Here is a 25,323-nt window from a genome sequence, read left to right on the forward strand (position 1 = left end):
CGACGGGGTCGAGGCACTTGAAGGCCAACGGTCGCCAAACGACCAACGAAACCAGGGTTCGGGGGGCGGCCGGGTGGGGCAGGCCCAGACTGTTGATGCGCCGCACGAGGGATCTTCGGGGAGGATGAGTGCAGGAATTAGGGGTGCCGGTAAGAAACATGTCATGAGCCCCAAACGGCGTTGATCTTGTCGTGACTTGCCTGGTCAATGCTGGGCGGTCATGAAACATCCCCCGCTGCACATCGACGAGCTGGTCGAGCACTGGACGATCCTGGGCGAAGAGCTGGCCGAGAACGTCGCGCATGCCGAGCGGCGGCCTGAGCGGGTGCGGGAGGAGCTGCTCAAACATCCGCGCGAGGAGCGGATCGAGCCGCCGACGCCCGGGCGGATCTCCCGGATCGTGACCTCGGGCCTGCACAACGCGGAGGTCGCCTGGTCGGTGCGGATCGCCTCCCGGCTGAGTCCCGAGACCACGCAACGCATCTGCGCGCTGGTCGGGCTTGATGATGAGAGCCGCGTGGAAGCCGAGGTGACCAGCAACGGCCAGGCGCCCACCGGCCAGGCGTCGGCTGAGGACGACGATGACGGGACCTCGCACTACGCCGACTCCTCAACTGCTACGAGCCAGCATGACCGGAAAGCGACCGTCATCAATTGGCACTAGGCGGGGGCACGCGGGGCCTTGTCATCGGTTGAAGTGTCGTCTCCGGCTGTGGAGGCTTCTCCGGTGAAGCGGCGCAACTGTGGGCTGAGCGCGGCTACAGCGGCGGTCAGGCCGAGCAGTCCACCTAGCACGATGAGTGCCGCCGCGCCGCCCAGTGCCGCAGCCAGTGCCCCGCCGAGGACGGGCCCGAGGGGCTTGAGCGCCATCGCGCCCATGCTCAAGACAGCGCCCATCCGGCCGAGCATCGCTTCGGGCACCATGCGTGCGACCACCACGCTCATCACCACGTTCAGTGAGGGTGTCGACAAGGTGATGAACACCAACGGGATCACCGGCCACCACGCCCCCCAGGGCAGTGCCGTGGCCGCCAGCGCAGCGCCGAAGACCGTTACGACGGCCAGCAGGAGTCTGCCGGGAGGCAGGAGCTTGCTGATGCGGCCCGACAGCAGCGCACCGGCCAGCCCGCCGATACCGAATCCGGCCAGGACCGTGCCGGTGATGCGTGCGTCACCGCCGCGTTCGCCGACGAGCACGATCAGTGGGATGAGGGACGCTCCGCCCAGCAGGTTGAGGACCATTACCGCTGCGGTGACCTCCCGCAGGCCGTGTTGGCGCCACAGCCAGACGATGGCCTCAGCCGCTTCCCGGCGCATGCTACGCCGGACTGGCCGCTGCTCCTCGCCATCGTCTCGTGCAGAGGGTGGCGGCTCGTCCGCCGGACGGCGCGGCACCTTCGCAAGAGCGTAGAAGAGCGTGGCGGCAAGGAAGGTGATGGTGTCGACGACGAAGGGCACGGCCCGCCCCAGGCCGTACAGCAGGCCACCGAGCGGAGGGCCGACCAGCCCGGCCGCGTGGGTACGGGCCTCCTCCTGCGCATAGGCACTGTGCAGTTGGCCCGAGGGGACAATGCCGCGGATCGCCGTCTCTTGGACGGGACCGATGAACGCGACGCACAGCCCGTCCAGCACGGCCAGCGTGACGAACTGCCAGACCTGTACATGACCAGTGATGATGAGCGCCGTCAGCAGCGCGGAGACAACCGCCTGGAGGCCCTGGGCCGTGATGAGCGTGCGGCGGCGGTCCCACCGGTCCACCCAGACGCCGGCCGGCATCTGGACCGCGACGAAAGCAACGGTGCGGGCCCCGGCGACAATGCCCGCCAACCCGGGCGAGCCGGTGAGCGCCAGCACCAGCAGCGGCATGGCGAGCCTGGTGAGCTCCGACCCCAACTCGGAGACCGCGCTGCCGGCCCACAGCAGTTGAAAGCGCGTGTTCTTGCGCAGCGGGACGGTGTCGGTCACGAAGCGTCTTTCTTGGATGCGGGGCGCGGTCACCTGACCTGAGGCGCCACTTTCGGAGGCGAAGGCTGCGCCGGTTCCGGCTTCGGACAGATCGGGCGGGACCCGGAGAAGATACCTACCGGAGATGGCGCTGTCTACTGAATAGAAGCGGTTGGGGGCACATGTGCTTTCCAAGTCGGAAGCGGACCCATAAAGACCTGTGACAGGGAATTGGCATCACCTGTCACGCTTGGCGCTCGCGGGCCGCGTTTGGCCAGCTCACCCCTCGCCCCGGCCGGGCCGACTCGATAATGTTATCTGTCACATCGGCTCTGTGGAGGTGGATATGCCGGTCGTCGCCTTCCCCAGCGGTGCGTCCGGTTCCGCCGTGCCCTCCGGCCACCCCACCGAAGTGCAGACCGTCGCCGGCGCCGTCGAGAGGTTCCTCGACTCACTCGACGCCGCCACCACCCGAGCCGGCTACACCCGCACCCTGGCCCGGCTGACCGCGACCGTCGGCCCGCACCACCCCGTCGCCAACCTCGACTGCGACCATTACGCCCTGGTGATGGCCGCCTGGGACAGCGCCGCGGCGGCCACCTGGAACCGGCACCTGTCCGCGCTGATCTCCTCCACCACCTGGGCCCAGCGCCAGGACCTGCTGGCCACCAACCCGGCCCGCCGCCTCCTGCGCCGCAAGATCAACCACCGCGGCGACCGCGCCATCCCCGCCACCCGGCTGGAGAAGTCGTGCCCCCGCCTCCGGCCGGCGCGTGCCCGCGGCCGCCGACATCTGCCCGCCACCGGCCGTGGCCGACTGTCTTATCCGCGCGCCGAATATCTGTTCAAAACCGCCTCGGCCGAGCTCGATCCGCACGGTGACGGCTGGACGCTGCACCAGCTGCGCCACTCGGCGCTGCCCCACCTGGCCGCAGCCGGTCGCACCGCCCCCGAACTCCAGGCCAAGTCCCGCCACCAGCACCTGGCCAGTCTCGGCCGCTACGTGCGCCTCGGCGAGGAGACCTCCGCCCGCATCACCGCCGAGCACGACCCCGCTGCACGCCGCCGTACCCGCAACCCCTGACGGCTCAAGAGCCAGCTCGCCCAGTCACGGGGCGGCACCGCCCTTCTCCAACTCCAGCTCGGACGGCACCTCGAAACCCTGTTCAATCCCGCGAGCACCTCGTTTGGGGCTCATGACACGCTTCTTACCGGCACCCCTACTCGGCGAACGCCTGCCCAGCGGAGTGGGCCGCCAGATCCCGGATCTCCCGCGCGTGCTCATACTGTGTCGGCACCCGCTCGGCGTACTGCTTGATGCACGACGGGTCTTCCACCCTCACCTGCTCAGCGGCGTAGCCGACTACTACTTGCAGTACATCGAGGGGGTTCTCCAGGAACGTCCCCAGCATGCGGACCGTCCCCCACTGCACCGACCAGCCGAGGCGGTTGTGACGCCGGCGCTTCGTCCGTGCGATCTCCAGCGCGGCCTCGTCCAGGAAGAAGAACCGCTCCAGCTCCTCCGGCGTGGGATCCGCCACGAACGCCCCGTACCGGCGAGTCTGCTCTTCCGACAGATACTCAAAAGCCACAATCTGTGACCGTACGGGCGCGGCAAGCCGCTACTGATCAGTACCCCCCAACCGAGATCAACCCACCCCAGCCCGGCACCATTCAACCCCAACGGCCAGTGGTTCGATCCTTAGCGTTACTACGGGCGAGTAGGGTCCCCGGACCCCGGCAGCATCAACATCATGAAGTGGTGGCGACGCAAGCCCGCACGGCCCGTGGACACCGATCCCGAACTCGCCCGCATCCGGCGAGAGCTGATCCGGAAGTTCGGGGAGGAGATCGCCTACGCCATCCGGTTGACCGGCAGAGACGAGCCGCTGGTCGGCAGACCGACCTGGGAACCACTCCCGACCCATGAGGCCCCGCAGCAGGTCGAGGGCATTCTCGCTGCTCACCCTCATCAGGGTGGAGATTCAACCTGCTGCGAACGGTCGATGACTCGTCTGCACGCCCGACAACGCACGCTGACCAACCCGCGCTGACGGCTCGGCGGCCTGGCCGTCACCGTTGTACCCGCTCGGCCTCCGCCCGGGTCTCGGTCAGAGGCTTGTGCACGACGCCGACCGAGACCTTCACCCCGGCGTCGAGTTTGCCGCTGACCTTCTCCTCGAACACCTTCAGGCAGATCGGGGCGAGGGCGTCGTGCTGCCGCCGGGTGTTCTGCTGGTCGGCGCTGACCCGGACCAGGCCGATGAGCGCCACAGCGGACCGCCTTCCGTTCATCAAACGTGCTGCGCCAGGAAGACGAACCCAGCTGAAGATGTACGGCAGAACGAACGCCCGAGCCGGACACGGCGGCATCGCCGACACCCGTTCGGCGCGCGTTCGTCAAACGACGACCGTTATACGAACGCGCGGACGCCTGCGCCGATCCACCCCGCGGTGCTCTTCCGCCGTCTTCCGGTCGTCACTCGGAGGCTAACCCTCCTCGCAGGCCGACCCTGGCGCCAGAGCACCACGGCTGATGCTGCCTCCAGCCTTCCGACGGTCAGTCGTTACTGACCGTTCCGATCATCCTCACGGGCCTTTTCGGCTGCTCAGGCGAAATCAGTCGGCGGGCTTGCCGAACCAGCGGGAGAGGTGGTCGTCCAGATCCTGCTGATCGTCGCCGATCCAGGCGACGTGGCCGTCGGGACGGAGCAGGACGCACGGAACATCCAGTGCCGCCGTGGGATCCGCGAGGTAATCGACCCGGTCTGACCAGCCGTCGACGGTCAGGCGTTCGGTGCGGTCCAGCAGCAGGCCGCGGCCGCGATGCAGCAGACCATAGAGGTGGCCCTGTTTCACGTCGATGTCGCGCAGGCGGCGGCCGAGCAGGTCGGGGCCTGCGCCGAAGTCGTAGCGGATGCCGATCGCGGTGATCTTCTCGATCAGATGGCGGTTCACCTCGTCGAAGTCCATCAGTTCGGTGAGCAGCCTGCGCACGGCCTGCGGACCCGGCTCGGTGGACAGCAGTTCCGTCTGGGCGCGGGTGTTGTCCAGCACGTCCTCGGCGACCGGATGCCGTTCGGCCCGGTAGGTGTCCAGCAGTGTTTCCGGCGCCCAGCCGCGGATCTGTGCGGCCAGTTTCCAGCCGAGGTTGAACGCGTCCTGAACGCCCAGGTTGAGGCCCTGTCCGCCGATGGGTGGATGGACGTGCGCCGCATCGCCGGCCAGCAGCACCCGCCCGACCCGATAACGTTCGGCCAGCCGGGTGGCATCCCCGAAGCGGGACAACCAGCGCGGGGAGTGCACGCCGAAATCGGTTCCGGCGATGGTGCGCAACTGTTGTTTGAAATCCTCGAGGGTGGGCGGTTCCGCGCGGTCGCTGACTCCCGCGGCGGGGACGACGACGCTGTAGACCCCTTCGCCGAAGGGCCTGAGCCAGAATGGCTGATGGGTCTCGCTGATTTCGGTCACCTTGGCGGCGATCTCCTCCTGCGGCACACCCACTTCCATCTCGCCCATCAGCGTCTCGGTCCGCGAGGGCTCGCCGGGGAAGCCGACGCCGAGCAGTTTGCGCACCGTACTGCGCCCGCCGTCGCAGCCGACGAGGTAGCGCGAACGCAGCTGTTCCCCGTCGGCCAGCTCGACGGTCACCCCCTCGTCGTCCTGCTCGAAACCGGCGACCGCGCAACCGCGCCGGACCTGCGCACCCAGTTCGATCGCATGTTCTTCGAGCAGGTGAACGATGACCGGCTGCGGGATGCCCAGCAGATAGGCGTATGCGGAATCCAGGCCCTTGGGCGCGGGTTTGGGGATGGCGGCGAAGAAGCCGCCGGCCGGACGCTGTCTTCCATGCTGGAGAATGCGATCCAGCAGTCCGCGCATGGCCATCAGCTCGAGACTGCGAATATGCAGACCGACTATGCGGACGAACGACGCGGGCTCGGTTTCCTTCTCCAGAACGAGTACCCGCACATCGTGCAGCCGCAGTTCGGCGGCCAGCGTCGCACCGGTCGGCCCGCACCCGGCAATGATCACATCGAAGATGAGGGGCGCGCGATCGGCGCCTGAGGCCGGCGACCGGAGAACTCCGGGGACGTCGCCCGCCGTGGAGTCACGCTCGCCCCTGTCGTTCGACGGCGGCTCGGCGGTGACCTGCTGAGAGTGCATAGGTGTTGCCTTTCGGGAGTGCCTTGTTGGTGAGGCGCTCCCGGCGACACCTACGTCAATCGCCCGGCCGTGACGGGAAGGGGGAGCACCCACATCGATACAGCGTTCATGGGGCTCACCTCCTCGGGCGGTGTCACGGTCAACTGCAAGCTACAAGCCCGATCATCATCCCGTCCAATCCTTTTCCGGCCACGTGATCACGACTCCAAACGGGCCCGTGCGGTTGCAGGGCGAATCCGGCGTGGCGGTCCTCCCTCTTGTGGGATTTGCCCCTTTGGCGCAGCCCCCTTTCCTGTTCAACGGCCTCGTTCAACGCCCTGGCAAGCTCGCCGTTCACGACCATTCCGGCGGCGTGGTGGTGAGCCCGGGCCGTGGCGGAATCCACGCTGACCAGGTCGAGGTCGACCTGCCCACGCGCAACGGCCTCGGCGATCATCGCCTGCATCAACTGCTCGAAGACGCCCGCCATCGCCCACGAACGGAACCGGTCGTAGACAGTGGACCATGGCCCGTACTCCGCAGGCAGATCCCGCCACGGGCTACCGGCCCGAAACCGCCACATCACGGCGTTGAACTGCAGCCGCAGGTCAGGGATCGGGCCTCGCTCACCCAAGGGCAGGTGCGGCTCGATCAAGGACCATTCCTCGTCGGTGAGCTCTCCACGCGCCATAGCAATGGCCTACCAGGACCGGAAACCACAGCGCAGGCAATCCCTCTGATCTCAACTCCGTACAGGCCCTAGCACCGTGGGACGTCTTCGGGAGCCCCGGGCCGGATAGTCCCAAGACCTCGTCAGGTAGGGGTGCCACCGGAATACGGCAGAAACAGGCCACGGCTTGATCATTGGTCGTTAGCATCCTGGGGTTCGCGCTGGTTAGTGGCGGTTTCCGGGGGTTCGGGTGGCATCGATCGACCGGATGGCGTACCCGAGGTTCACGCGTGCGGTGTCGGCGCGGCCGGGGTGCGGGCAGTGGCGGCCAAGGCGATCCGCAAGGCGGCTCAGGCGAAGGACAACCCCGCCGACTTGATCAACGTGGCGTTGGATGAGCTGGTCCGCGCGCAGTGCGAGCTGCCCGGCTACACGACACTGGACGAGCTGACGAAGAAGATCCGCACGGAGGTGAACCGCGGGTTTTTCTCGCTGGTGTCCTGCCGGGTCGACGCGGCCGGTCGGGCGAGGCTGGGCCGGCTGCTGGTGGTCGATCCGGTCACCCGGCGCAGCGAGTACGACGGGTTGAAGGACGTAGCGCAGGCCGCGTCGCCGGGCAAGTTCAAGGGCCGCCTGGCGTTCCTGCGAGACCTGTACGCGCTCGGCCCCACGGAGGTCTGGCTGGAGGGCATCCCGCCGGGCAAGATCGCGCATTTCGCGGGTGAGGCGCGGGTGACCGACGTCGCGGACCTGCGCAAGGTGGCCGATGAGGACAAGCGCCTCACGCTGACCGTCAGTCTGCTGCACACGGTGCGGACCGGGGTGCGAGACGACGTGGTGACGATGTTCTGCAAGCGGATCGCGGCGATCCACAAGAAGGGCCGCGATCAGTTGGAGGCGCTGCGGGAGATTCATCGGGCCGAATCCGAGCGGCTCCTGGGCGTGTTCGGCGACGTCCTTGACGGCGTCCGGGAAGCCGTCACGCCCGTCGAGCAGCTCGGCGACCCGTCCATGGATCCTTCGGAAGGAGACCGGGCCACGGAGGCGGTGGCCGAGCGGGCCGGGCGGCTGGTGCTCAAAGCTTTGGAGCAGGCGGGCGCCCCGTCCTGCGCCGCCGGAAAGGTGCCGAGCGGAGCAAGGAGGCGCTCAAGCTGGAAGAGGCCGTGCATGACCGGCTGCCGCAGCGGGACCTGCTGGACATCCTCACCCGCACCGCCTACCAGCTGGGCTGGCACCACCACTTCGGGCCCGCGTCCGGCTCCGACCCGAAGATCTCCGAAGCGCTCGGCCGGTACGTCCTGACGGTGTTCACCTGCGGCCCCCTGCTCGGCCCGGCCCAGGTCGCCGCGCACATGCGCGGCAAGGTCAGCGCCGCCGAACTCGCCCGGGGCGCGAATCAGCACGCCACCAGCGAGAAGATCGCCAAAGCGTTCACCACGGTGATCAACGTGTTCAACCAGCTCGACATCACCTCGGTGTGGGGCGACGGCAAGACCGTGGCCGCCGACGGCTCCCAGGTCGAGACGTGGGAGAACAACCTGCTGGCCGAGTCCCACATCCGCTACGGCGGCTACGGCGGCCTGGCCTACCGGCACATCTCCAACACCTACATCGCCCTGTTCTCCCACTTCATCCCCCGCGGTGTGTGGGAGGCGGTCTACATCATCGAGGGCCTGCTGAAGAACGCCTCGGAGATCCAGCCCGACACCATCCACGCCGACACCCAAGGCCAATCGCTGCCGGTCTTCGGCCTCGCCGCTCCCCTGGGATTCGACCTGCTGCCGCGCATCCGCAACTGGCACGACCTGATCTTCTACCGGCCCAGCCCAGAGGCCACCTACCAGCACATCGACTCGCTGTTCGGCGACGAGGCGACCGACTGGCGGCTCATCGAGACCCACTGGAGCGACCTGCTGCGCACCGCGATCTCCATCCGGCAGAACCCAATCTCCTCGGTTACCCTGCTGCGGCGCCTGGGCAACCACTCCCGCAAAAACCGCCTCTACCGCGCCTTCCGCGAACTCGGCCGCGCGGTACGCACGATCACGCTGCTGCGTTATCTGTCCGACCCGGACCTGCGCGAGCAGATCACCCAGGTCACCAACCGCAATGAGGCCTTCCACGGCTTCGCCGACTGGCTCATTGTTCGGCGGCAAGCTCATCGGCCACAACGACCCCGACTACCACGAGAAGATCATCAAGTTCAATGAACTGCTGGCCAACTGCGTGATCTACTCCACCGCCCGCGACATCACCGACGCCGCCAACGCCATCGCCGCCGAAGGCTGCCCCGTCGACCCCGACGACCTGGCCACCATCTCGCCCTACATCACCCACGTCATCCGCCGGTTCGGCAACTGGATTCTCAACCTCCCCCGCCGGCCGCTGCTCCCACCACGCACCTCGATCTGGAATCCCGCGTCCTGTCCGCCCCGTGACGGGGTCCCAGTAGTCTGATCGAAAGATCCAACGGATTTGGTGCTGACCTGCGGCGATACGGACAGCAGGCAAGACGGTTCTCAGAAACCAGCTATCGCGTCATCCTCGAACCCATCACCTGAGCGAGTCGGCCTGATCACTATCCTCGACGCACTGCCGTACGCCGGGGTTCACTGCCGCCTGCTCAGCCACCGACCGATCTCGGACTACAGGAGGCCGGCGTCGCGTACCCTGTTCGCCACGTCCACGCGGCTGCCGGTGCCGAGTTTGGCGAAGATGCGGGTGATGTTGGCCTTCACCGTGGCCACGCTCACCGACAGGTTCGTGGCGATCTCGGTGTTCGAGCTGCCCTTGGCCACCTCGATCGCCACCTCGCGCTCGCGCTCGGTAAGCTGGTCCAGCTCCTTGACTGCCTGCGGCTTGTACCGGCTGGTGGCCGCCGCGATCACCTGGTGGGCGACGCTCGGTGACAGGACCGGCTCGCCCCTGGCCACCGCGCGCACAGCTTCGATCATCTTCGCCGGCGGCGTGTCCTTCAGCAGGAAGCCGTGCGCGCCGAGCCGCAGCGCGCGCAGCACCATGTCGTCGGCGTCGAACGTGGTCAGCACCAAAATGCGTGGCGGCGACGGTCGATCGAGCAGTAGCTCGGTGGTCGTGAGCCCGTCCTGGACCGGCATCCGGATGTCCATCAAGACGACGTCGGGCCGCATGTCGCGGACCACGGTCATGGCCTGCCTGCCGTCTCCGGCGTCGCCGACGAGGTCCAGGTCGGGCTCGCCGCCGAGGATGAGGCGCAGCCCCGTGCGTACCATCGGGTCGTCGTCCACGATCACCACTCTGATCACGGGTCAAGCCTCCCACGGCAGTCGCACGTCCAGGACGAAGCGTCCGTCCTGGACCGCATGGCTCAGGGTGCCCCCGGCCATCCGGGCACGCTCGGCCAGCCCGACCAGGCCCAGCCGCCCGCCGGAGCCGGGGCTGGACGATCCGGCGTATGGAGCCGGGTTGCTCATCCGGATCCGTAACCCTTGGCCAGGCCGTCCGCCGAGCTCGGCTCTCACTCGGGTGCCCGGCGCGTGCTTGCGCGCGTTGGTCAGCGCCTCCTGCACGATCCGGTACGCGTGCCGCCCTGTCTGCGCCGGCAGCAGCTCGCGCCCGTCGACAGTGTCGGCCACCTCGACCTGCTGCCCGGCCACGCGTACTTCGTCGAACAGGGCGTCGAGGTCGGCCAGGTTCGGCTGCGGGTCCTCGACGCCGCCGTCGCGCCGCAGCGTGCCGAGTACGGCGCGCAGTTCGTTGAGCGACTGGTGTGCGTTCTCCTGAATCGCCTGGGCCGTTTCGCGGGTCTGCTCGGCGGTGAGGTCGGTGCGGTGCGACAGGCCGCCCGCGAGCATGGCCAGCAGAGAGATCCGGTGTGCCAGCACGTCATGCATCTCGTGGGCGATCTTGACCCGTTCGGCTAGTTTGGCCTGCTCGACGCGGTGCGCCTGCGCCTCGAGCGCGGCCCGTCGCCGCGAGGCGGCCAGGTCGCGCCGCGCGCGCAGGTAGAGGCCAAAGACGGTCAGTCCGCCGACGATCACGCTGCCGGTCACCATGGTGACGCTCGTGACGGAGACGACCCTGAGCTTGTCTGCGTCCGACCACAGGATCTGCGCCGCCGGGCACAGCCACGTGGCGAGAGCGACCGGGACGATCTGGCGCCAACGGCGATGCGTGCACAGGGAGACGTAGGCGACGTAGGCGGGGCCGGCCGCGGTGGTCGAGTAGAGGGTCAGGAGTGCGGTCGCCAGCGCGACCTGCCAGGGGAAGCGGTGTCGCCATCGCATCAGCGCCAGACCGGCCCCGAACAGGGCCAGGTCCAGCGCAATCTGGGCGAGGTCGGGGGCGACCTCGCGGTTCACGGCTGACAGGATCGAGATCCCGCTGACGAACAGCGCAGGAACAGTGGCGCAGAGGTAACGCAGAGCCGCGCCCCGGCTCTTTCCTTTCACGCCCGACTCATCGACGCCCCACTCATCCACCCCTGGCTCATTCACGCCCGACAGCATAGGGAAGCGCCGGAGCCGCCCCTAGCTACCAGGGTCCAGAACGGGTAGCCCTGGGTCTGTTTCTCGGCCGGTGGCCATCGACCTGGGTCCGATGACCCGGGGCGGGGAATCCGGTGAACTAGGCCCGTGATCGAATTCCATTGCGTCAGCAAGACATACAAAGGGGTGAAAGCCCTCGACGAGGTGTCCTTCACCGTCGAGGCAGGCAGCGTCACCGGGTTCCTCGGGCCCAACGGCGCGGGAAAATCGACGGCTCTGCGTATCCTGACCGGGCTCTCGCGGCCGACATCGGGGTCGGCCACCGTGTTCGGGCGGCCGTACGCCGAACTCGCCTGTCCCGGCCGCCGGGTCGGCACGCTGCTCGACGCCAGCGCCCTGCATCCGGGGCGCAGTGGGCGGGAGGTCCTGACGCTGGGGGCGATGATATTGGGCCTGCCCCGCTCGCGCGTCGAGGAGAGCCTGGAGCTGGTCGGGCTGACCGGCAAGGAGGGCAGGCGGACCGTCGGCGGCTATTCGCTGGGCATGCGGCAGCGGCTCGGCATCGCCCACGCGTTGCTCGGCCGGCCCGAGGCGCTCGTACTGGACGAGCCCGCCAACGGCCTCGACCCACAGGGCATCCAGTGGATGCGCGGGCTGCTGCGCAGCCTGGCCGACTCCGGGTGCGCGGTGCTGCTCAGCTCACACCTGCTGCACGAGGTGGAGCAGGTCGCCGACCAGATCGTGATGATCGGACGCGGCCGCCTGCTCGCCCGGGGCACCGTCGCCGAGCTCGCCCGCGGTGGCGGCCTGGAGCAGACCTTCCTCGAACTGACCGCGCGAGCCGACAGGAGCGCCGCATGACCTCTACCGACATTCCGTTCACCAGGCTGCTGCGGGTCGAGACCCGCAAGCTGTTCGACACGCGCAGCGGTCTCATCCTCGCGGTGAGCGCGATCGGGCTGGCGCTCGTGGCCGTCGTCGCCCGGGGCCTCACCTCGGAGCCGCGCTGGTTCACCCTGGCCGGGACCGCCGCCATCCCGCTCGGGACGCTTCTGCCCGTGCTGGCCATTCTCACGGTGACCGGCGAATGGCGGCATCGCACCGCGCTGACCACGTTCGCGCTGGAGCCCCGGCGCGGGCGGGTACTGGCGGCCAAGTGTCTGCCGCCACTGACGGCCACCGTGGCGGGCTGCGTGTTGGCACTGCTGGCGGCCCTGCCCATGACCGCCGCCGCCGCCGCGGTTCACGGCGTCGAGGCCACGTGGACCGTCGCGCCCGCTAAGGTGCTGGGCTGGATCGCGACGATGGTGCTGGTGACCGGCCAGGGCCTCGGCATGGGTCTGGTGTTGTTGAACGCGCCGGCGGCGATCGTGATCTGTCTGGCCAGCACGGCCCTGTGGAGCACTGTCGCCCGGCTCGGCGACATGGGCGCGATCCTGGCGGGCTGGCTCGACCTCAACCTCACCACCAACCCCCTGATGAACGGCGGGTTCACCGGCGACGCCGCCCTTAGGCTGGCCGTGTCAGTGGTCGTGTGGATCGTCGTTCCGGTGGCCGCAGGGATGCTGCGCATTTCGAGGAAGGAGATCGGCTGACGGCGGTAGGGCCGTTGGTTGCGATCGGTGCCCGGTACCGGGCCGCCAGGGCTGGCCCGGCCCGCGATCGGCCGGGGTCCGCACGCGCAGGAGTTTGGCCATGCGGGCCACCTGGGTGAAGCGGCCGGTGTGGTAGGTCCTGGCGACCGCATCGCCGTGGGAGCGGCACGGCGAACCCGCCTCGACACCGCACTGACTGATGCCCAACCCGGACTCGCGGTACGCCGCGCGCCTGGCCGCTTACGGAGCGGTCTCCATCCAGCTGTCGCTGCTGAGCTGTCCGAACATCTCGGCTACGACCACTGCTACACGACGGGCCATTTGCCGCACTACCACCTGCTCGACGACCTGCGCGGTGACATCGACCAGCAGGCGTTCCTGCGGGAATGGATCGCGGGACGACAGCTCGATGACGTCCCGCCCGCAACTGCCGCGTTCATCGACCGGCACGCCTCGGCGGGCCGTGGTGGTCCTCTGCGCCTCACAGGCTCGGCTCCCGTATCTGGGCCGGGCGCAGCGGCCGCCAGCCGTCACTCAGCATCTACTTCTCCTCCTGGCAGGGAGGTCTGGCCCGGTGGGCATCGGAACTGTCCCTCATCGTCGGCCGGAACCCGCCGGACGACCTGCCAGTCCTCAAGGAATATCTCGGGGCGCCCTGACCCCACAGTCCACCGGCACCAGGAAGAACCCGATGGGCCGCACGATCGCTTACGCGCGGGTCTCCACTCGCGATCAGAACCCGCAGCTCCAGCTCGACGCCCTCACCGAAGACGGCTACGACGTCCTGTTCCAGGAGAAGATCTCCAGCCGTCTGCGCGGGGCACGACCCGAATTCGCCGCCGCCTTGGCCGAGCTGCACCCCGGCGACACGTTGAAGTTCTGGAAGTCCGATCGGTGGGGCCGCTCGGCTGCCCACGTCCTGACTGTCGTGACCGACCTGCGCGACCGCGACGTGCGGGTTGTGTCGCTGACCGAGAACTTCGACCTGGACACCAAGGAGGGCCGGTTCATGTTCGCGGTTCTGGCCGCAGCCGCCGAGTATGAACTGGAGTTGCGCGCCGAGCGCCAGGCCGAGGGCATCGCCGCGGCCAAGCGCCGTGAAACCACCGGCGCCATGCTGCCTGGCAAGAAGAAGACCGGCCGTCCCCGCGCCATCGGCCCGGCCGAGCTGGCGACGCTGCGCCGACTGATCGACGACGGCGTCTCGGGCACCGAGGCCGCCCGCACCCTCAAAATCGGCCGCTCCACCGCCTACACGGCACTCGCACAACGTTGACCAGCAGTTATTTCACTCCGTGGCCTGTTTCTGCCGTATTCCGGTGGCACCCCAGGTAGACCGCGGTGGCCAGCGGCGTGGCCAGGTGCCGGGAGTCGCCATGCCGCTCGAGCAGCGAAGCCTTGCTTCCACGCCGTACCGGGGCAACTCCGCCAGTCGCCGCGGCGGTATCGCCGAGACGTCGACCTCTGGGAAGGGGCGGCGGAGCGGGGGGGAGGATGCCGGACAGCGAGACCAGGACGCAGCCCGCTCCGGCGATGACCGCCACGGCGGTGACGCCGGTCACGGAGGCTCAGGGCTCGGGGGTGGCTGGCCCGGATCGGCCCGCGGCTGCCCGCAGCTCCGCCGTCACCGCGCGCTCCCGCAGCTGGGCGGCCTCGGCACGTAGCACCTCCGCCTGCTCGCGCAGGTCCGACAGTCTCATCTGCTCCATGGCCAGCTGCATTCGCGCCTCGTCCCGTTCGGCCTGAGCCTCACTCACCTTCGTCGTGGCACGCTCCCGAGCCTCGGAGATCTTCTTGGTCGTGCGCTTCTCAGCCTCGGCCAGTTGCCGTGCCGTACGCTTCTCGGCCTCGGCCGCCTGTTTCTCCGCACGGGCCGCTTGGGTACGGGCCTCTGTCACCTCGGCCACCGCCTCGCCGCGCGCTCGGGCCTCAGCGTCGGCCCGCGCCATCGCCCGGTCCCGTTCGGCCTCGATCGCCTGGGCCCGGGCGTCGGAGGCGACGGCCGCCCGTTCGGCCTCGACCCTCGCCTCCTCGGCGATCCCGGCGGCACTCTGCGCCTGGTCGCGCTCCACGCGCGCCTGCTCGGCCCAACCTTGATCCTGTACGGCCTGCGCCCGGGCCTGTTGCGCCTCGGCCTCGGCGGCCTCAACCCGCTCGGCCATCTCCCGCACCGCCGCGTCCCTGGCCATCTCGGCCCGCTCGGCTCTCCGCCTGGCCTCCTGCTCGGCGTGCTTGGCCTGGCGTTCGGTGGCGGCGGCCTCATGCAGGGCGGCCAGCGCCTGCTCCCTGGCGGTCTCGGCATCGGCCAGCGCGATGTCCCGTTCGGCGTTGGCCTCCTCCACTTGCCGTGCCATCGCGTCACGCTCCCGCCGCGCGTGACCGGTGGCCTCGCGGGCCAGCCGTACCTGCTCGAAGGCCTGTTCCCGCTCGGTGCGCGCGATCGCCACCCGGGTGTGCGCCTCGGCCTGCACCGCACTCAGCTTCGCCTCCACTCCGGCGGGGCTCAGCTCCTCGGCCAGCACCTGCGCCAGCGGGGCGATCGTCGCCGCCATCCCTTTCTCCATGCGCTCGTAGAACTCCTCCGCGCGGGCCAGCACCCCCTCCAGCCCCGGCGTCGCCCGCCTCAGCTCCCGCTCCCGCTTCGCCACCGCCTGGCAGTCCCCCTGCAGGCAGTACGCCCGCGGACGCCCCCGTCCCGGCCGCTGCTCGATCGGCGCCCCACAGTGCTTACACGGCGTCACCGCGCCCGTCTCTTCCGTCACCGCCTCAGGATAGCAGGTCGATTTTCCAGAAAATAAAAATCAATAATTCAGATCTGTTGCGTCCTGGTCGGTTGCGAGTAACTACCGGGAATGTAAATTCCCGCAAGTTGAGGCTCGTGAGGGTGTTCCGTCTCACTCAATGTGTGCGAATCTGCATCGAGATGTCAGTAGGAATCTGCACGAGGTGTCAGTGCCCAGCTCAGAGGCCCTTTTCGGGTCCTCGGTGATCGTCGGCGCATCCGTGGCGCGCCACGTTCGTCCCGTGTTACCCCTCCCGTGATCCTGTTGGAGTGCTTCCTCCGACCGCCACCCCGGGGCGCCTGGTCCCTCCCGGCAAGAGGGTCGGCCTTCCGGTGAACGGACGGATCCCGAGGCGGCGACGGCTGATTAGCGATAACCTGTCTTATCGCTAATCAAGGTCGGCGAGCGCGAAAACTGGGTGGCCATGATCAACAACGGTGAGGTAGCTGTCCGTCGGCAGTCAGGGCTACCGGAGGCCAGGGGCCTGGATCGGGGGTTGACCGAGGAGGCCGCCCTACTGGTGGAGCGCGGACTGGCCACCAACACCCGCCTGGCCTACGCCCGCGACTGGGCGACGTACGGCGCGTGGTGCGACGAGAGCGGGCACGCTCTGCTGCCCGCCACCGCCGAGACCCTGGCAAACTACGTCGCCCATCTGGCCTCGCACGCCTACGCGCCGGCCTCCATCGACCGGGCGCTGGCCTGCATCCTGGCCGCCCACGATCACGCCCAGCTCGGCAAGCCCGCCACCAAGCAGGCGCGGCTGGCCCTGCGCGCCTACCGGCGCGAGCGCGCCCACCAGGGACAGCGCACCCGCAAGTCGCCACCCATCACGATCGACCGCCTCCGCGCCATGATCTCTGCACTCCCCTCCACCAGCACAACGGGCCTACGTGATCGCGCGGTGCTGGTGCTCGGTTTTGCCCTGATGGGACGCCGTTCCGAACTCGTCGCCTGCGACATCGGCGATCTCACCTTCACCGTCGACGGCCTCGAGGTCTACATCCCCACCAGCAAGACCGACCAGGACGCCCACGGAGAAACCGTCGCACTCCCCCACGGATCCCATCCCGAGACCTGCCCGGTGCGTGTTCTCAAAGCATGGCTGGCCGTACTCGCCGAACGCGGCGTCACCTCCGGCGCCCTGCTGCGCCCGGTCGATCGCCACGGCGGCGTCGGCGGCGCCGCCAAGAGTGCGGGCCGCGGCAACCGTCAGCGCCTCAGTGGCCAGACCATCAACCTCATCGTCAAGAACGCCGCCGCGCTGGCCGGCCTGGACAGGCCGGAGACCTACACCGCGCACGGGCTGCGAGCCGGCGGCGCCACCTCCGCCGCCAAAGCCGGCGCGCCCATGTCGGCCATCACCACGCACGGCCGCTGGGCCGACGGCTCCCCGGTGGTGGCCGGCTACATCCGCCAGGCCGACAAGTGGAACGACAACCCGATGCACGGAGTCGGCCTGTAGACCAATGAGCAGGATGCCGCCTCCGACCGGCCCCTTGGAGATTCCGGCAAAGACAATGCACGGTCAAGCCGCACTCACCAGGACGAACGCTAGCGCGACCCGCTTCCGACGCTCTCAGACCTCTGCCCGGCAACGGCTCTGGATTGGCCGGTGACAAGGGAGAAGTATCTCCGCCCATTCGTACGATCATCGACAAGGTGATCTTTCTGATCAGGTGTGCCGGGGCGTCGCCGGAGCGGGTGTCACGATCAGCGGGCAGGCGGTGTGGTGCAGCAGCGCGTGGCTGACCGAGCCCAGCAGGAGCCCGGCGAGGCCGCCGCGTCCGCGTGATCCCACGACCAGGAGGTCGGCGTGCGCTGAGGCGTTCTTCAGGGCCTCCACCGGGTGCATGTGCTCCACCTGCTCGGTGACCTTGACATCCGGATAGCGCTCACCCCAGCCCGCCAGCGCCTCGGCCAGCAGACGCCGCTCGCCTCCGGCCGTCTCCTGCGCGGACTCCAGGGCAAAGGGGCCGCAGCCGGCGATGGGTTGGCTCCAGGCGTGAACCGCCCGCAGGGTGGCGCCGCGCAGGGACGCCTCGGCGAAGGCGAATTCGATGGCGGCCGCGCCGGCCGGGGAGCCGTCGACGCCGACGACCACCTCGCCGCGTGCCTGTGCGGGCACCGTCCGCACGACGGCGACCGGGCAGGAGGTGTGTCCGGCCACGCCCAGCGCGACCGATCCCAGCAGCATGCCGGAGAAGCCGCCCAGCCCGTGGCTGCCGACCACCAGGAGGTCGGCGTCCTTCGCCGCCTCGATCAGGACGAGCCGGGGGTCGCCCGGGAGCAGCTGCGACTCCACCCTGACACGAGCGTCCGCTTCACGGGCCCGCTCCAGCGCCTCCGTCAGCATGGAGGCGGCCCCGTCGCGCATCCAGCGGCCCACGTCGGCGTACGGGGCGTCCTCGGACATCTCCAGCGGCCAGGCCGGCATGACGTGCACGACGCGCAGCCCGGCGCCGCGTAGCGCTGCCTCCTGTACGGCCCAGCTCACGGCCTCAAGCGCGGCCGGTGAGCCGTCGACTCCCACCAGGATCATGACGTTCTCCCTTCCTTGCTCTCATCACATCGCTGGACGGCATGGCGGCGACACCGGCAAAGGTCCTTTCTCCATGGGACCTCCGGTCACCAGGTGAGAGGCACGGCGACCATCGGAGCCTCCCGATCATCGCCGGAACAGCCGGCGGCCTGCTGTCGCCGTCGTGAAGCGGAGGGGGCCGGGCGACTGAACCCGCCACGGGGTTCTGCTGTCAGCCGGCGTCGGCTTCCTTGCTGCCGAGTGGCCGTGCGAGGTCGCAGAGCAGCGGGGTGAGCGCCGCTGCCGCCAGGGCCATCGCCCATCCGGCTGCAGGCAGTGGCATCAGGGCCAGCGGGGCGCCGAGCGGTGGCACGAGGGTGACGAGCGCTTGGAGCAGCGCGGTGGCGGCGACCGCGACAAGGATCGTGCGGCCGCGCCACCAGCCTCGTTCGAAGGTCCACCTGCGGGCCCGCACGACGTAGGCGAGGGTCAGCCGGGCGAAGACCAGCGTGAGCACCGCCTGGGTGCGGACCTGCTCCGCGCTCCAGTCCATCCTCCGGGCGGCCTCGACCGCGATGATCACGAGCAGACCGACGATCAGCGATCGCACCGCGACGCGGCCGAGCACTGCGCCGGACAGCAGGCCGCCCCGCCGTGGACGGAGTGCCAGAGGGTCCCCGGCGGGCTTGTCGACGCCGAGGGCGATGGCGGGGATGCCGTCCAGCACCAGGTTGATCCAGAGCAGGTGCACGGGGAGCAGAGGGATGATCAGGTCTGGCCAGAGGATCAAGCCGACGAGCACCAGGATGATCTCCGCCAGGTTCCCGGTCAGCAGATAGCCGATCATCGAGGCGACGTTGTGGTGCAGGCGCCGTCCCTCGCGCACCCCGGTGACGATGGTGCCGAGCTCACCGTTGGTGACGACGACCGCAGCCGCCTCCCGGGCGACGTCGGTTCCCTCGTCGCCCGCCATCGCCACGCCCACATCCGCGTGACGCAGCGCGGGTGCGTCGTTGACGCCGTCGCCGGTCATGGTGACGATCTCACCGTGCGCGCGCAGCGCGTGGACCAGGTCGAGCTTGGTGGCCGGGTCCACGCGGGCCAGCACGGCCGCCCCGCGCAGCCGCGCGCTCCTGTCGTCACCGTTGAGGCAGGCGCCGGTGACCACGGGGTCGGGTTGGATACCGACCTCCTCTGCCACGGCCCGGGCGGTGTCGCCGTGGTCTCCGGTCACCATCATGACCCGGATGCCGGCCGCGCGGCAGTCCGTGACCGCCTGACGGGCCGAGGGCCTGATCTCGTCGCGCAACCCCACCAGACCGAGCGGGCGCAACCCGTCGGCGTCCAGATCCGCGGTGGCCGCCTCGGCCAGTGCGAGCACGCGCAATCCCCGCCGGGCGAGGCCTGCCACGGCGTCCGCCAGGTGCTGTGTCTGCTCGCCGACCGCGCAGCGGGCCAGCACGACTTCCGGCGCTCCTTTCACGGTCAGCAGCGGCCCGACGGTCACCACGGCCATGGATCGGGTCTCGGCGTCGAAGGGCCGGGTGGCCAGCCGTGCCTCGCCGTCGGCGAGCCGGGCCCCGCTGCGCTCGGCCGCTGCGCGCAGCGCCACGTCGACCGTGTCGCCGAGCCCGTCACGGGCATCGTTGCAGCGCAGCGCGGCCCGCCACAGGTCCGCGCCGGGAACGGTCACCTGGTCGACGACCGTAAGTCGCCCGGTGGTCAGCGTGCCGGTCTTGTCGGAGGCGATGACGGTGGTGGCGCCGAGCGCCTCGATCGCCGGAAGCCGGCGGACGATCACACCCAGCCGCGCCATCCGCTGGGAACCGAGCGCCAGGGCGGTGGTGACCGCGGCGGCGAGGCTCTCGGGGACGGCGGCAATGGCCAGCGCGACCCCGGCCAGCACGATGTCGAGCAGCGCGGCCTCGCCCCGGCCGACCCGGGTCAGCCCTATCAGCACCATGACCACACCCGCCGCCACGGCGAGCAGGCCGATCCGCCGGGACGCCTGCGCCAGGTCCGCCTCCAACGGTCCCTTCGGCTGTCCTTCGAGGGCGCCGGCGATACGTCCCATCTCGGTTGCGGCGCCGGTCCGCTCCACGACGGCCATCCCCCCACCGCGGACGACGAGGGTTCCGGAGAACAGTTCCCCATCACGGTCGCCGAGCAGGATGCCGAGGCCGGTCGCGCCGCCGGCTCGCTTGTCGGCCGACTGCGACTCCCCCGTCAGCACGGCCTCGTCGACGGCCAGGGCGCTCGCCTTGATCACGCGGGCGTCGGCGGGCACCCGGTCGCCGGCCGCGACCTCGATCACGTCGCCGGGCACGACCTCTGCGGCTGGGACGCGCCGGGTGATACCGCCGCGCCGTACCTTGGCCATGGGCGCGGTGAGGTTGCGTAGCGCGCGGACCGCCTGATCGGCCTTGACCTCCTGGCTGACCCCGATGACCACGTTCACCAGCAGGATGGTCAGGATCGCCACGCCCTCGGGGACCTCGGCCAGGACCACCAGCGTCACCAGCCCGGCGATCAGCAACAGGATCGACAGCGGGTCGGCGAGTTGCCTGGCCGAGCGGGCGAGCAGGGTGGGAGGTCGTGACTGTGGCAGTTCGTTGGGTCCGTGTCCGTCCAGCAGCCGGGCGGCTTCGGCCTCGCTGAGGCCCGGCATGGTGTCCGTGTCGGCGTGCATACGTTCAGCAGATCATCGAAACGGCGGCCGGAGCGTGAGGCGAAGGCCATCGAGGCGAGGGACCTTCGGCCTCTGTCATCCGCGTCTGACCAGGGCTGCCTCGGGGAATGCGTCGGCCGTGATGACGGCGGGTTTCGCCGCAAAACTGCGGGCCCCCTCGAAAGGTCGGTGGGGACCATCGTCTTCATCGCGTTCATCCGGCTCTTGCCGGAGATGAAGCGATCTCGCTCGGGGGGCGGCGGCCGGGCGGCGCACCTGGATTCCGGTGGCGTCCAAGATCGCTTCTTGACCGCTGCTTCCCAGGTGGCAGATCACATCGGCCAGAGTTCGCAACTGCCGTCCCGCGGTGATGCCGCAACCCCGTTCAGCCAGGAGGGGCGGACCTGGTGGACGGCGCGGGTGATGGTGGAGCGGTCGACGCCGGACCGGCAACCCGGCACGTCATGGGTGACGCCGTGGCGCGGGTGCACCAGTGTGGCCGGCAGCCGGTCGACGAACACCGGCTTGTGCCCAGCGCCGGCACCGATGGTGCGCCGTCGTGGGCGACTGGCGAGCGCGGCCTGGTGCCGGGCCTGCCACAGCGGTCCGATCTCGGCCACCAACTCCGCGATCACCTCGACCGACAGGCCCGTGATCCGCTCGTTCTTCAGGATGATCGTCCGTACGAGTGTTCTCACCACGTCTGGCCCAACGAGCCAAGACCTCAGCTGTATGGCTATTGCGGCGAGCAGGTCGACCAGATTTCCCGCACAGGCCGCGGACATCACCCGAGTCAAGCACCTGAACAGATGAGGTCAGCCGGCCGCAATGAACAGGACTTTTGGCCCTGTTCTCCCTGCTTCCCCTCGCCATAGCGTTCTTAATGAAAGGACATCCTCAGAGGCCGACCGTAAAGGTTAGGCGTCGTATCCGAAGCAGACCCACCGTATGAGAAAAAGTTCAAGAACGCTACTACAGCAAGGAGCGCTGACCGCTGCTGCGCACCTGGTCTCCGCCGACGATATCCGCCTTTTGTTGGGAGAATCCCATGGCTGAACGCCTCAATGCTCCTGGTGACCTCGGCCGCCGGATCACCAGGCGACGTGAAAGTCTCGGCCTCGACCGGGAGCAGCTGGCAAACCGTGCCGGAATCGCCCCCGCCTACCTCGCCTACGTGGAGCAGAGGGCGGCCGCGCCTGCCATCGAGACCATAAATCGCCTGGCCTGCGCTCTGGATACCAGCACTGCGGAACTGCTCGGAGGAACCATCGACCTCCCGCCCGGACGAGGCACCGCCGCCCGTCATCCTGAGCTGGAAAAGCTGGACACGAAGGAGTGTCTACGGCTCATCTCCCCCGGCGGGGTCGGCCGGCTGGCCTTCAACGACCTCGGCGGCCCGATGATCCTGCCGGTCAATTACGTCCTCCACGAAGGCTCCGTGATCTTCCGCACCGCCTTCGGCGGCCCGTTCGACGCGAACCTGAGCACCGGCGTGAACGGCGTCGAGTTCAAAATCGCCTTCGAGATCGATCGGATCGACGATGCCAACAGCGAAGGCTGGAGCGTGCTCATCCGGGGTGGCGTCCACCACGTCTCCACCGCCGAGGAGCAGGCGGCCGTGATGACCTTGAATGTCCGGCCCTGGGCCGGCGGCGACCGCGAACTCTACGTCAAGATCACTCCTGCCGAGATCACCGGCCGCCGTATCTGGCACGGCCCGTGAGCTCCGCCGAGACGGCTACTCGAATGATCATCCGCCTCCGGCCGCCCCGCTCCTCCCCTCCAGCTGCACATTCGATTGCCGACATGCCATCTGACCTTCTGCCGAAGGTCACCGCGTCCTAGTGTCCTGCGCCTGAGATTCGTTGGCAGAAGCGGGCGAGGGAGTCGAGAATCTCTTCGGCCGTCTTGGTCCAGATGAACGGCTTGGGGTCAGCGTTCCAGTTCTTGATCCAGGCGCGGATGTCGGCCTCGAGGGCTTGCACGTTCTTATGTGCGCCGCGACGGATCATCTGATCGGCAAGGAAACCGAACCAGCGCTCGACCTGGTTGATCCAGGAGGAGCCAGTCGGGGTGAAGTGCATGTGAAAGCGGGGATGGCGCTCCAGCCATGCGCGGATCGCCGGCGTCTTGTGGGTGCCGTAGTTGTCGCAGATCAGATGGACGTCGAGATGAGCGGGAACCTGCTTGTCGATTTTGATCAGGAACTTCTTGAACTCCGCCGCCCGATGCCGGCGATGCAGGGAACCGATGACCTCTCCGGTGGCCACGTCGAAGGCCGCGAACAAGGTGGTGAGGCCGTTGCGTACATAGTCGTGGGTCCGCCGCTCCGGCATGCCGGGCATCATCGGCAACACCGGTTGCGACCGGTCCAGAGCCTGGCTCTGCGACTTCTCATCCACGCACAACACCACCGCGCCCTCGGGCGGGTTGAAATACAGACCCACCACGTCGTAGACCTTCTCCACGAACAACGGATCGGTCGACAGTTTGAACGTGCCGGTCAGGTGCGGCTTGAGCTGGAACTTCCTCCAGATCCGGCCGATGGTGGACTTCGACAGGCCGCTGCGGGCCGCCATCGATGTCCGCGACCAGTGCGTGGCGTTCTTCGGGATCTCCTCCAGCGTCGCCACCACGACCGCTTCCACCTCTTCGGCGGCGATGGTGGGCGGCCGCCCCGGTCGGGGCTCGTCGATCAACCCGTCCAGCCGATCGGCCAGAAACCGCCGCCGCCACTTGCGGACCGTGTCGGGTGCCACCCTCAACTCCCTGGCCACCCCGATGATCGGTGGAACCGCAGAGCCCGCGCACGCCAACACGATCCGCGCTCGCAGCGCCAACGACTGCGCCGAGTTCGCCCGCCGCATCCACCGCCCCAGCACCGCGCGCTCGTCATCGGAGAGCACCACCGGCTCCAGCTTCGGACCCCGACGACGCACCGGCTCACTGGAAGAAGAGTTCACACAGGATCTAACGACGGATTACCGGCGCAGGACACTAGTGTGGCGCGCCTGAAATTCGTCGGCAATATCGGGTGAGGGATTCGAGGATCTCCTCCGCAGTCTTCTTCCACACGAACGGCTTGGGATCCTCGTTCCACTGGCTGATCCAGTCGCGGATGTCGGCCTCCAGCGTCTGCACACTCTTGTGGACTCCACGCCTGATCAACTGGTCGGTCAGGAAGCCGAACCACCGCTCGACCTGGTTGATCCACGACGAACCTGTGGAGTTGCCCCGGTTCGATAGACACATCAGGGCTTGCGACTACGCGGCAGCATAGTCAAGGTCTTGGGCGTTCTTGAGCGCGTGTCGGCGTTCGTATTCGGCGGGGCTGAGCTGGCCGTTGGCGGAGTGACGGCGGCGCGGGTTGTAGAAGCCCTCGATGTAGCTGAACAGGGCCCGTTCGGCTTCTGACCTGGTGCGGAAGGTGCGCCGGTCAATCAGCTCGCACTCCAGCGAGGCGAAGAAGCTCTCAGTGATCGCATTGTCGAAGCACGTTCCGGCCCGTCGACGGGCGGACGCCTGCCTGCTCACAGCGCTGACCGAAGGCAAACGAGGTGTATTGACCCCCCTTATCGCTGTGGTGAATCACCCCGGCCTCGGGGTGGCGCTGGTGCAGCGCCATCGCCAGCGCATCGGTCACCAACTCGGTGCGCATGTGCTCGGCCATCGCCCAGCCGACGATCCGGCGGGAGAAGACATCCAGCACCACCGCCAGATAGACGAAGCCCTGCCAGGTCGGCACGTACGTGATGTCAGCGGTCCAGATCCGGTTTGGCTCCTCGGCACAGAAGTCGCGCCCGACCAAGTCGGATGCAGATCTGGCGCGCGGATCGGTGACAGTGGTGCGGGCGCCCTTACGCCTGCTCACCCCGGCCAGCCCGGCCACGCGCATCAGCCGGGCCACTCGTTTGCGGCCCACCCGGACCCCATCCAGTTCGCGCAGGTCGGCGTGAATACGTGGCGCCCCGTAGATCTCATCAGACGCTTGGTGATGCCGACGGATCCGCTCGGTCAGCTCGGCGTCGCGACGGGCTCGAGTCGACGGGCCGCGCCGCTGCCGGGCCGCCCAGGCGTAGTAGCCCTGGCGCGACACACCCAGCACCCGAGCCAGCAGGGAGACCTTGTGGTGGTCCTTCTCCGCATGAATCAACCGGAACTTCATCTCGGCAGATCCGTCTCCCGCGCGAAGAAAGCCGCGGCCTTGCGCAAGATCTCCTTCTCCTCACGGAGAATCTTGTTCTCCCGGCGCAGCCGAGCCAGCTCGTCCTTCTCGGCGCTGGTCAGCCCGTCCTGGCGGCGGCCGTCATCCAGATCAGCCTGGCGCACCCAGGTACGGATCGACTGCGCGGAAGGCTGGAACTCCTTGGCCAGCTCCTCCGGCGTCCGTCCCGCGCGCACCAGCTCTACCATCTGCCGGCGAAACTCCGGCGGATAGTTGTTCGGCACAGCAGACTCCTTCTTCCGGGAACCAGGGTTCCCCAGAGATCAGGTGTCCACCAAACCGGGCCAACTCCAGTGTTTTGACAC

At 68.7% G+C, this 25,323-nt stretch carries 24 protein-coding genes and 2 pseudogenes; 10 read left to right on the forward strand and 16 right to left on the reverse strand.

Going from position 1 to position 25,323, the window contains the following annotated elements; genetic code table 11:
* Nucleotides 1–220 precede the first annotated feature (220 nt).
* On the forward strand, nt 221–664 hold the full coding sequence (locus SROS_RS22630; RefSeq protein WP_012891259.1) for a hypothetical protein: 444 nt from the start codon (nt 221–223) through the stop codon (nt 662–664).
* Here the strand turns inward: SROS_RS22630 and SROS_RS22635 are convergent.
* Complete coding sequence (locus SROS_RS22635; protein WP_245564222.1) at nt 661–1,965, reverse strand: MFS transporter; 1,305 nt, start codon at nt 1,963–1,965, stop codon at nt 661–663. The genes SROS_RS22630 and SROS_RS22635 overlap by 4 nt on opposite strands.
* 325 nt (nt 1,966–2,290) lie before the next feature.
* Between SROS_RS22635 and SROS_RS51675 the strand changes: the two genes are divergently transcribed.
* The gene (locus tag SROS_RS51675; protein WP_012891261.1) at nt 2,291–3,028 is read left to right on the forward strand and encodes a hypothetical protein; all 738 of its coding nucleotides are present in this window, start codon (nt 2,291–2,293) and stop codon (nt 3,026–3,028) included.
* Between the two features lie 136 nt (nt 3,029–3,164).
* Here the strand turns inward: SROS_RS51675 and SROS_RS22650 are convergent, their stop codons facing one another.
* Entirely contained in the window at nt 3,165–3,536 is a 372-nt protein-coding gene (locus SROS_RS22650; protein ID WP_012891262.1) for a DUF4158 domain-containing protein, read from the reverse strand.
* 162 nt (nt 3,537–3,698) lie between these two features.
* On the opposite strand from SROS_RS22650, the gene SROS_RS49785 reads away from it, so the two are divergent.
* On the forward strand, nt 3,699–3,998 hold the full coding sequence (locus SROS_RS49785) for a hypothetical protein (protein ID WP_148269165.1): 300 nt from the start codon (nt 3,699–3,701) through the stop codon (nt 3,996–3,998).
* A gap of 19 nt (nt 3,999–4,017) precedes the next feature.
* On the opposite strand, the gene SROS_RS52275 is transcribed toward SROS_RS49785, so the two are convergent.
* The 3 genes from SROS_RS52275 to SROS_RS22665 form a co-directional block, all read right to left on the reverse strand.
* A complete protein-coding gene (locus SROS_RS52275) occupies nt 4,018–4,218 on the reverse strand; it encodes a recombinase family protein (RefSeq protein WP_012891263.1) in 201 nt (66 codons plus the stop codon).
* Nucleotides 4,219–4,563: 345 nt separating this feature from the next.
* Entirely contained in the window at nt 4,564–5,988 is a 1,425-nt protein-coding gene (gene rox / locus SROS_RS22660; RefSeq protein ID WP_218920023.1) for a rifampin monooxygenase, read from the reverse strand.
* A 262-nt stretch (nt 5,989–6,250) separates the two neighbouring features.
* On the reverse strand, nt 6,251–6,781 hold the full coding sequence (locus tag SROS_RS22665; protein ID WP_012891265.1) for an IS5 family transposase: 531 nt from the start codon (nt 6,779–6,781) through the stop codon (nt 6,251–6,253).
* A 300-nt stretch (nt 6,782–7,081) separates the two neighbouring features.
* Between SROS_RS22665 and SROS_RS53110 the strand changes: the two genes are divergently transcribed.
* Entirely contained in the window at nt 7,082–8,062 is a 981-nt protein-coding gene (locus tag SROS_RS53110) for a DUF4158 domain-containing protein (RefSeq protein WP_245564224.1), read from the forward strand.
* A pseudogene (locus SROS_RS54465) lies at nt 7,984–9,217 on the forward strand (transposase). Before SROS_RS53110 ends, SROS_RS54465 begins: the two are co-directional and overlap by 79 nt.
* A 188-nt stretch (nt 9,218–9,405) precedes the next feature.
* On the opposite strand, the gene SROS_RS22685 reads toward SROS_RS54465, so the two are convergent.
* Nucleotides 9,406–10,044, reverse strand: coding sequence for a response regulator (locus SROS_RS22685; protein ID WP_012891266.1), 639 nt, complete (start codon nt 10,042–10,044; stop codon nt 9,406–9,408).
* A gap of 3 nt (nt 10,045–10,047) precedes the next feature.
* Nucleotides 10,048–11,235: a sensor histidine kinase gene (locus SROS_RS22690; protein ID WP_169369346.1), complete on the reverse strand. Its 1,188-nt coding sequence runs from the start codon at nt 11,233–11,235 to the stop codon at nt 10,048–10,050.
* A gap of 138 nt (nt 11,236–11,373) precedes the next feature.
* Between SROS_RS22690 and SROS_RS22695 the strand changes: the two genes are divergently transcribed.
* On the forward strand, nt 11,374–12,087 hold the full coding sequence (locus tag SROS_RS22695; protein WP_012891268.1) for an ABC transporter ATP-binding protein: 714 nt from the start codon (nt 11,374–11,376) through the stop codon (nt 12,085–12,087).
* Complete coding sequence (locus SROS_RS22700) at nt 12,084–12,821, forward strand: ABC transporter permease (RefSeq protein ID WP_012891269.1); 738 nt, start codon at nt 12,084–12,086, stop codon at nt 12,819–12,821. The genes SROS_RS22695 and SROS_RS22700 overlap by 4 nt, the downstream gene beginning before the upstream one ends.
* Here the strand turns inward: SROS_RS22700 and SROS_RS54470 are convergent.
* Nucleotides 12,750–13,028 carry a zinc finger domain-containing protein gene (locus SROS_RS54470; RefSeq protein WP_425358616.1) on the reverse strand — a complete coding sequence of 93 codons (279 nt, stop codon included), beginning with the start codon at nt 13,026–13,028 and terminating at the stop codon, nt 12,750–12,752. The two genes, SROS_RS22700 and SROS_RS54470, sit on opposite strands and share 72 nt — an antisense overlap.
* A gap of 33 nt (nt 13,029–13,061) precedes the next feature.
* Nucleotides 13,062–13,271 carry a hypothetical protein gene (locus SROS_RS51090; protein ID WP_043652674.1) on the reverse strand — a complete coding sequence of 70 codons (210 nt, stop codon included), beginning with the start codon at nt 13,269–13,271 and terminating at the stop codon, nt 13,062–13,064.
* A gap of 241 nt (nt 13,272–13,512) precedes the next feature.
* Here SROS_RS51090 and SROS_RS22710 point away from each other — a divergent pair, with 241 nt between their 5' ends.
* Entirely contained in the window at nt 13,513–14,097 is a 585-nt protein-coding gene (locus tag SROS_RS22710; protein WP_012891270.1) for a recombinase family protein, read from the forward strand.
* 292 nt (nt 14,098–14,389) lie between these two features.
* On the opposite strand, the gene SROS_RS22715 is transcribed toward SROS_RS22710, so the two are convergent.
* A complete protein-coding gene (locus tag SROS_RS22715; RefSeq protein ID WP_012891271.1) occupies nt 14,390–15,583 on the reverse strand; it encodes a hypothetical protein in 1,194 nt (397 codons plus the stop codon).
* A gap of 445 nt (nt 15,584–16,028) precedes the next feature.
* Here SROS_RS22715 and SROS_RS47670 point away from each other — a divergent pair, with 445 nt between their 5' ends.
* The gene (locus SROS_RS47670; RefSeq protein WP_012891272.1) at nt 16,029–17,069 is read left to right on the forward strand and encodes a tyrosine-type recombinase/integrase; all 1,041 of its coding nucleotides are present in this window, start codon (nt 16,029–16,031) and stop codon (nt 17,067–17,069) included.
* A gap of 210 nt (nt 17,070–17,279) precedes the next feature.
* Here the strand turns inward: SROS_RS47670 and SROS_RS22725 are convergent, their stop codons facing one another.
* The 3 genes from SROS_RS22725 to SROS_RS51680 all read right to left on the reverse strand — a co-directional run bounded on the left by SROS_RS22725 (nt 17,280) and on the right by SROS_RS51680 (nt 21,494).
* Nucleotides 17,280–18,146, reverse strand: a complete 867-nt coding sequence (locus SROS_RS22725; RefSeq protein ID WP_012891273.1) for a universal stress protein — start codon at nt 18,144–18,146, stop codon at nt 17,280–17,282.
* 211 nt (nt 18,147–18,357) lie between these two features.
* Complete coding sequence (locus SROS_RS22730) at nt 18,358–20,814, reverse strand: cation-translocating P-type ATPase (RefSeq protein WP_012891274.1); 2,457 nt, start codon at nt 20,812–20,814, stop codon at nt 18,358–18,360.
* 311 nt (nt 20,815–21,125) lie between these two features.
* Nucleotides 21,126–21,494, reverse strand: coding sequence for a helix-turn-helix domain-containing protein (locus SROS_RS51680; protein ID WP_052317015.1), 369 nt, complete (start codon nt 21,492–21,494; stop codon nt 21,126–21,128).
* Nucleotides 21,495–21,841: 347 nt separating this feature from the next.
* Here SROS_RS51680 and SROS_RS22740 point away from each other — a divergent pair, with 347 nt between their 5' ends.
* Entirely contained in the window at nt 21,842–22,516 is a 675-nt protein-coding gene (locus SROS_RS22740; RefSeq protein ID WP_012891275.1) for a pyridoxamine 5'-phosphate oxidase family protein, read from the forward strand.
* A 118-nt stretch (nt 22,517–22,634) separates the two neighbouring features.
* Here SROS_RS22740 and SROS_RS22745 read toward each other — a convergent pair whose 3' ends face one another.
* The 3 genes and pseudogenes from SROS_RS22745 to SROS_RS22755 form a co-directional block, all read right to left on the reverse strand.
* Nucleotides 22,635–23,732, reverse strand: a complete 1,098-nt coding sequence (locus SROS_RS22745; protein ID WP_012891276.1) for an IS630 family transposase — start codon at nt 23,730–23,732, stop codon at nt 22,635–22,637.
* Between the two features lie 58 nt (nt 23,733–23,790).
* Nucleotides 23,791–24,045 (reverse strand): hypothetical protein, encoded by a 255-nt coding sequence (locus SROS_RS49790; RefSeq protein WP_043652676.1) that lies wholly within the window; start codon nt 24,043–24,045, stop codon nt 23,791–23,793.
* A gap of 12 nt (nt 24,046–24,057) precedes the next feature.
* Nucleotides 24,058–25,242: pseudogene (locus SROS_RS22755) on the reverse strand (IS3 family transposase).
* Nucleotides 25,243–25,323 lie beyond the last annotated feature (81 nt).

Source organism: Streptosporangium roseum DSM 43021 (assembly GCF_000024865.1).
In the GTDB taxonomy this organism is placed as follows: domain Bacteria; phylum Actinomycetota; class Actinomycetes; order Streptosporangiales; family Streptosporangiaceae; genus Streptosporangium; species Streptosporangium roseum.

What these genes read in the sequence shown, in the direction of transcription:
- SROS_RS22630 (WP_012891259.1), top strand. Translation starts at nt 221, where the DNA reads ATGAAACATCCCCCGCTGCACATCGACGAGCTGGTCGAGCACTGGACG.
- SROS_RS22740 (WP_012891275.1), top strand. Translation starts at nt 21,842, where the DNA reads ATGGCTGAACGCCTCAATGCTCCTGGTGACCTCGGCCGCCGGATCACC.
- SROS_RS22710 (WP_012891270.1), top strand. Translation starts at nt 13,513, where the DNA reads ATGGGCCGCACGATCGCTTACGCGCGGGTCTCCACTCGCGATCAGAAC.
- SROS_RS49790 (WP_043652676.1), bottom strand. Translation starts at nt 24,045, where the DNA reads ATGTGTCTATCGAACCGGGGCAACTCCACAGGTTCGTCGTGGATCAAC.
- SROS_RS22700 (WP_012891269.1), top strand. Translation starts at nt 12,084, where the DNA reads ATGACCTCTACCGACATTCCGTTCACCAGGCTGCTGCGGGTCGAGACC.
- SROS_RS22725 (WP_012891273.1), bottom strand. Translation starts at nt 18,146, where the DNA reads ATGATCCTGGTGGGAGTCGACGGCTCACCGGCCGCGCTTGAGGCCGTG.
- SROS_RS22730 (WP_012891274.1), bottom strand. Translation starts at nt 20,814, where the DNA reads ATGCACGCCGACACGGACACCATGCCGGGCCTCAGCGAGGCCGAAGCC.
- SROS_RS47670 (WP_012891272.1), top strand. Translation starts at nt 16,029, where the DNA reads ATGATCAACAACGGTGAGGTAGCTGTCCGTCGGCAGTCAGGGCTACCG.
- SROS_RS51675 (WP_012891261.1), top strand. Translation starts at nt 2,291, where the DNA reads ATGCCGGTCGTCGCCTTCCCCAGCGGTGCGTCCGGTTCCGCCGTGCCC.
- SROS_RS22665 (WP_012891265.1), bottom strand. Translation starts at nt 6,781, where the DNA reads ATGGCGCGTGGAGAGCTCACCGACGAGGAATGGTCCTTGATCGAGCCG.
- SROS_RS49785 (WP_148269165.1), top strand. Translation starts at nt 3,699, where the DNA reads ATGAAGTGGTGGCGACGCAAGCCCGCACGGCCCGTGGACACCGATCCC.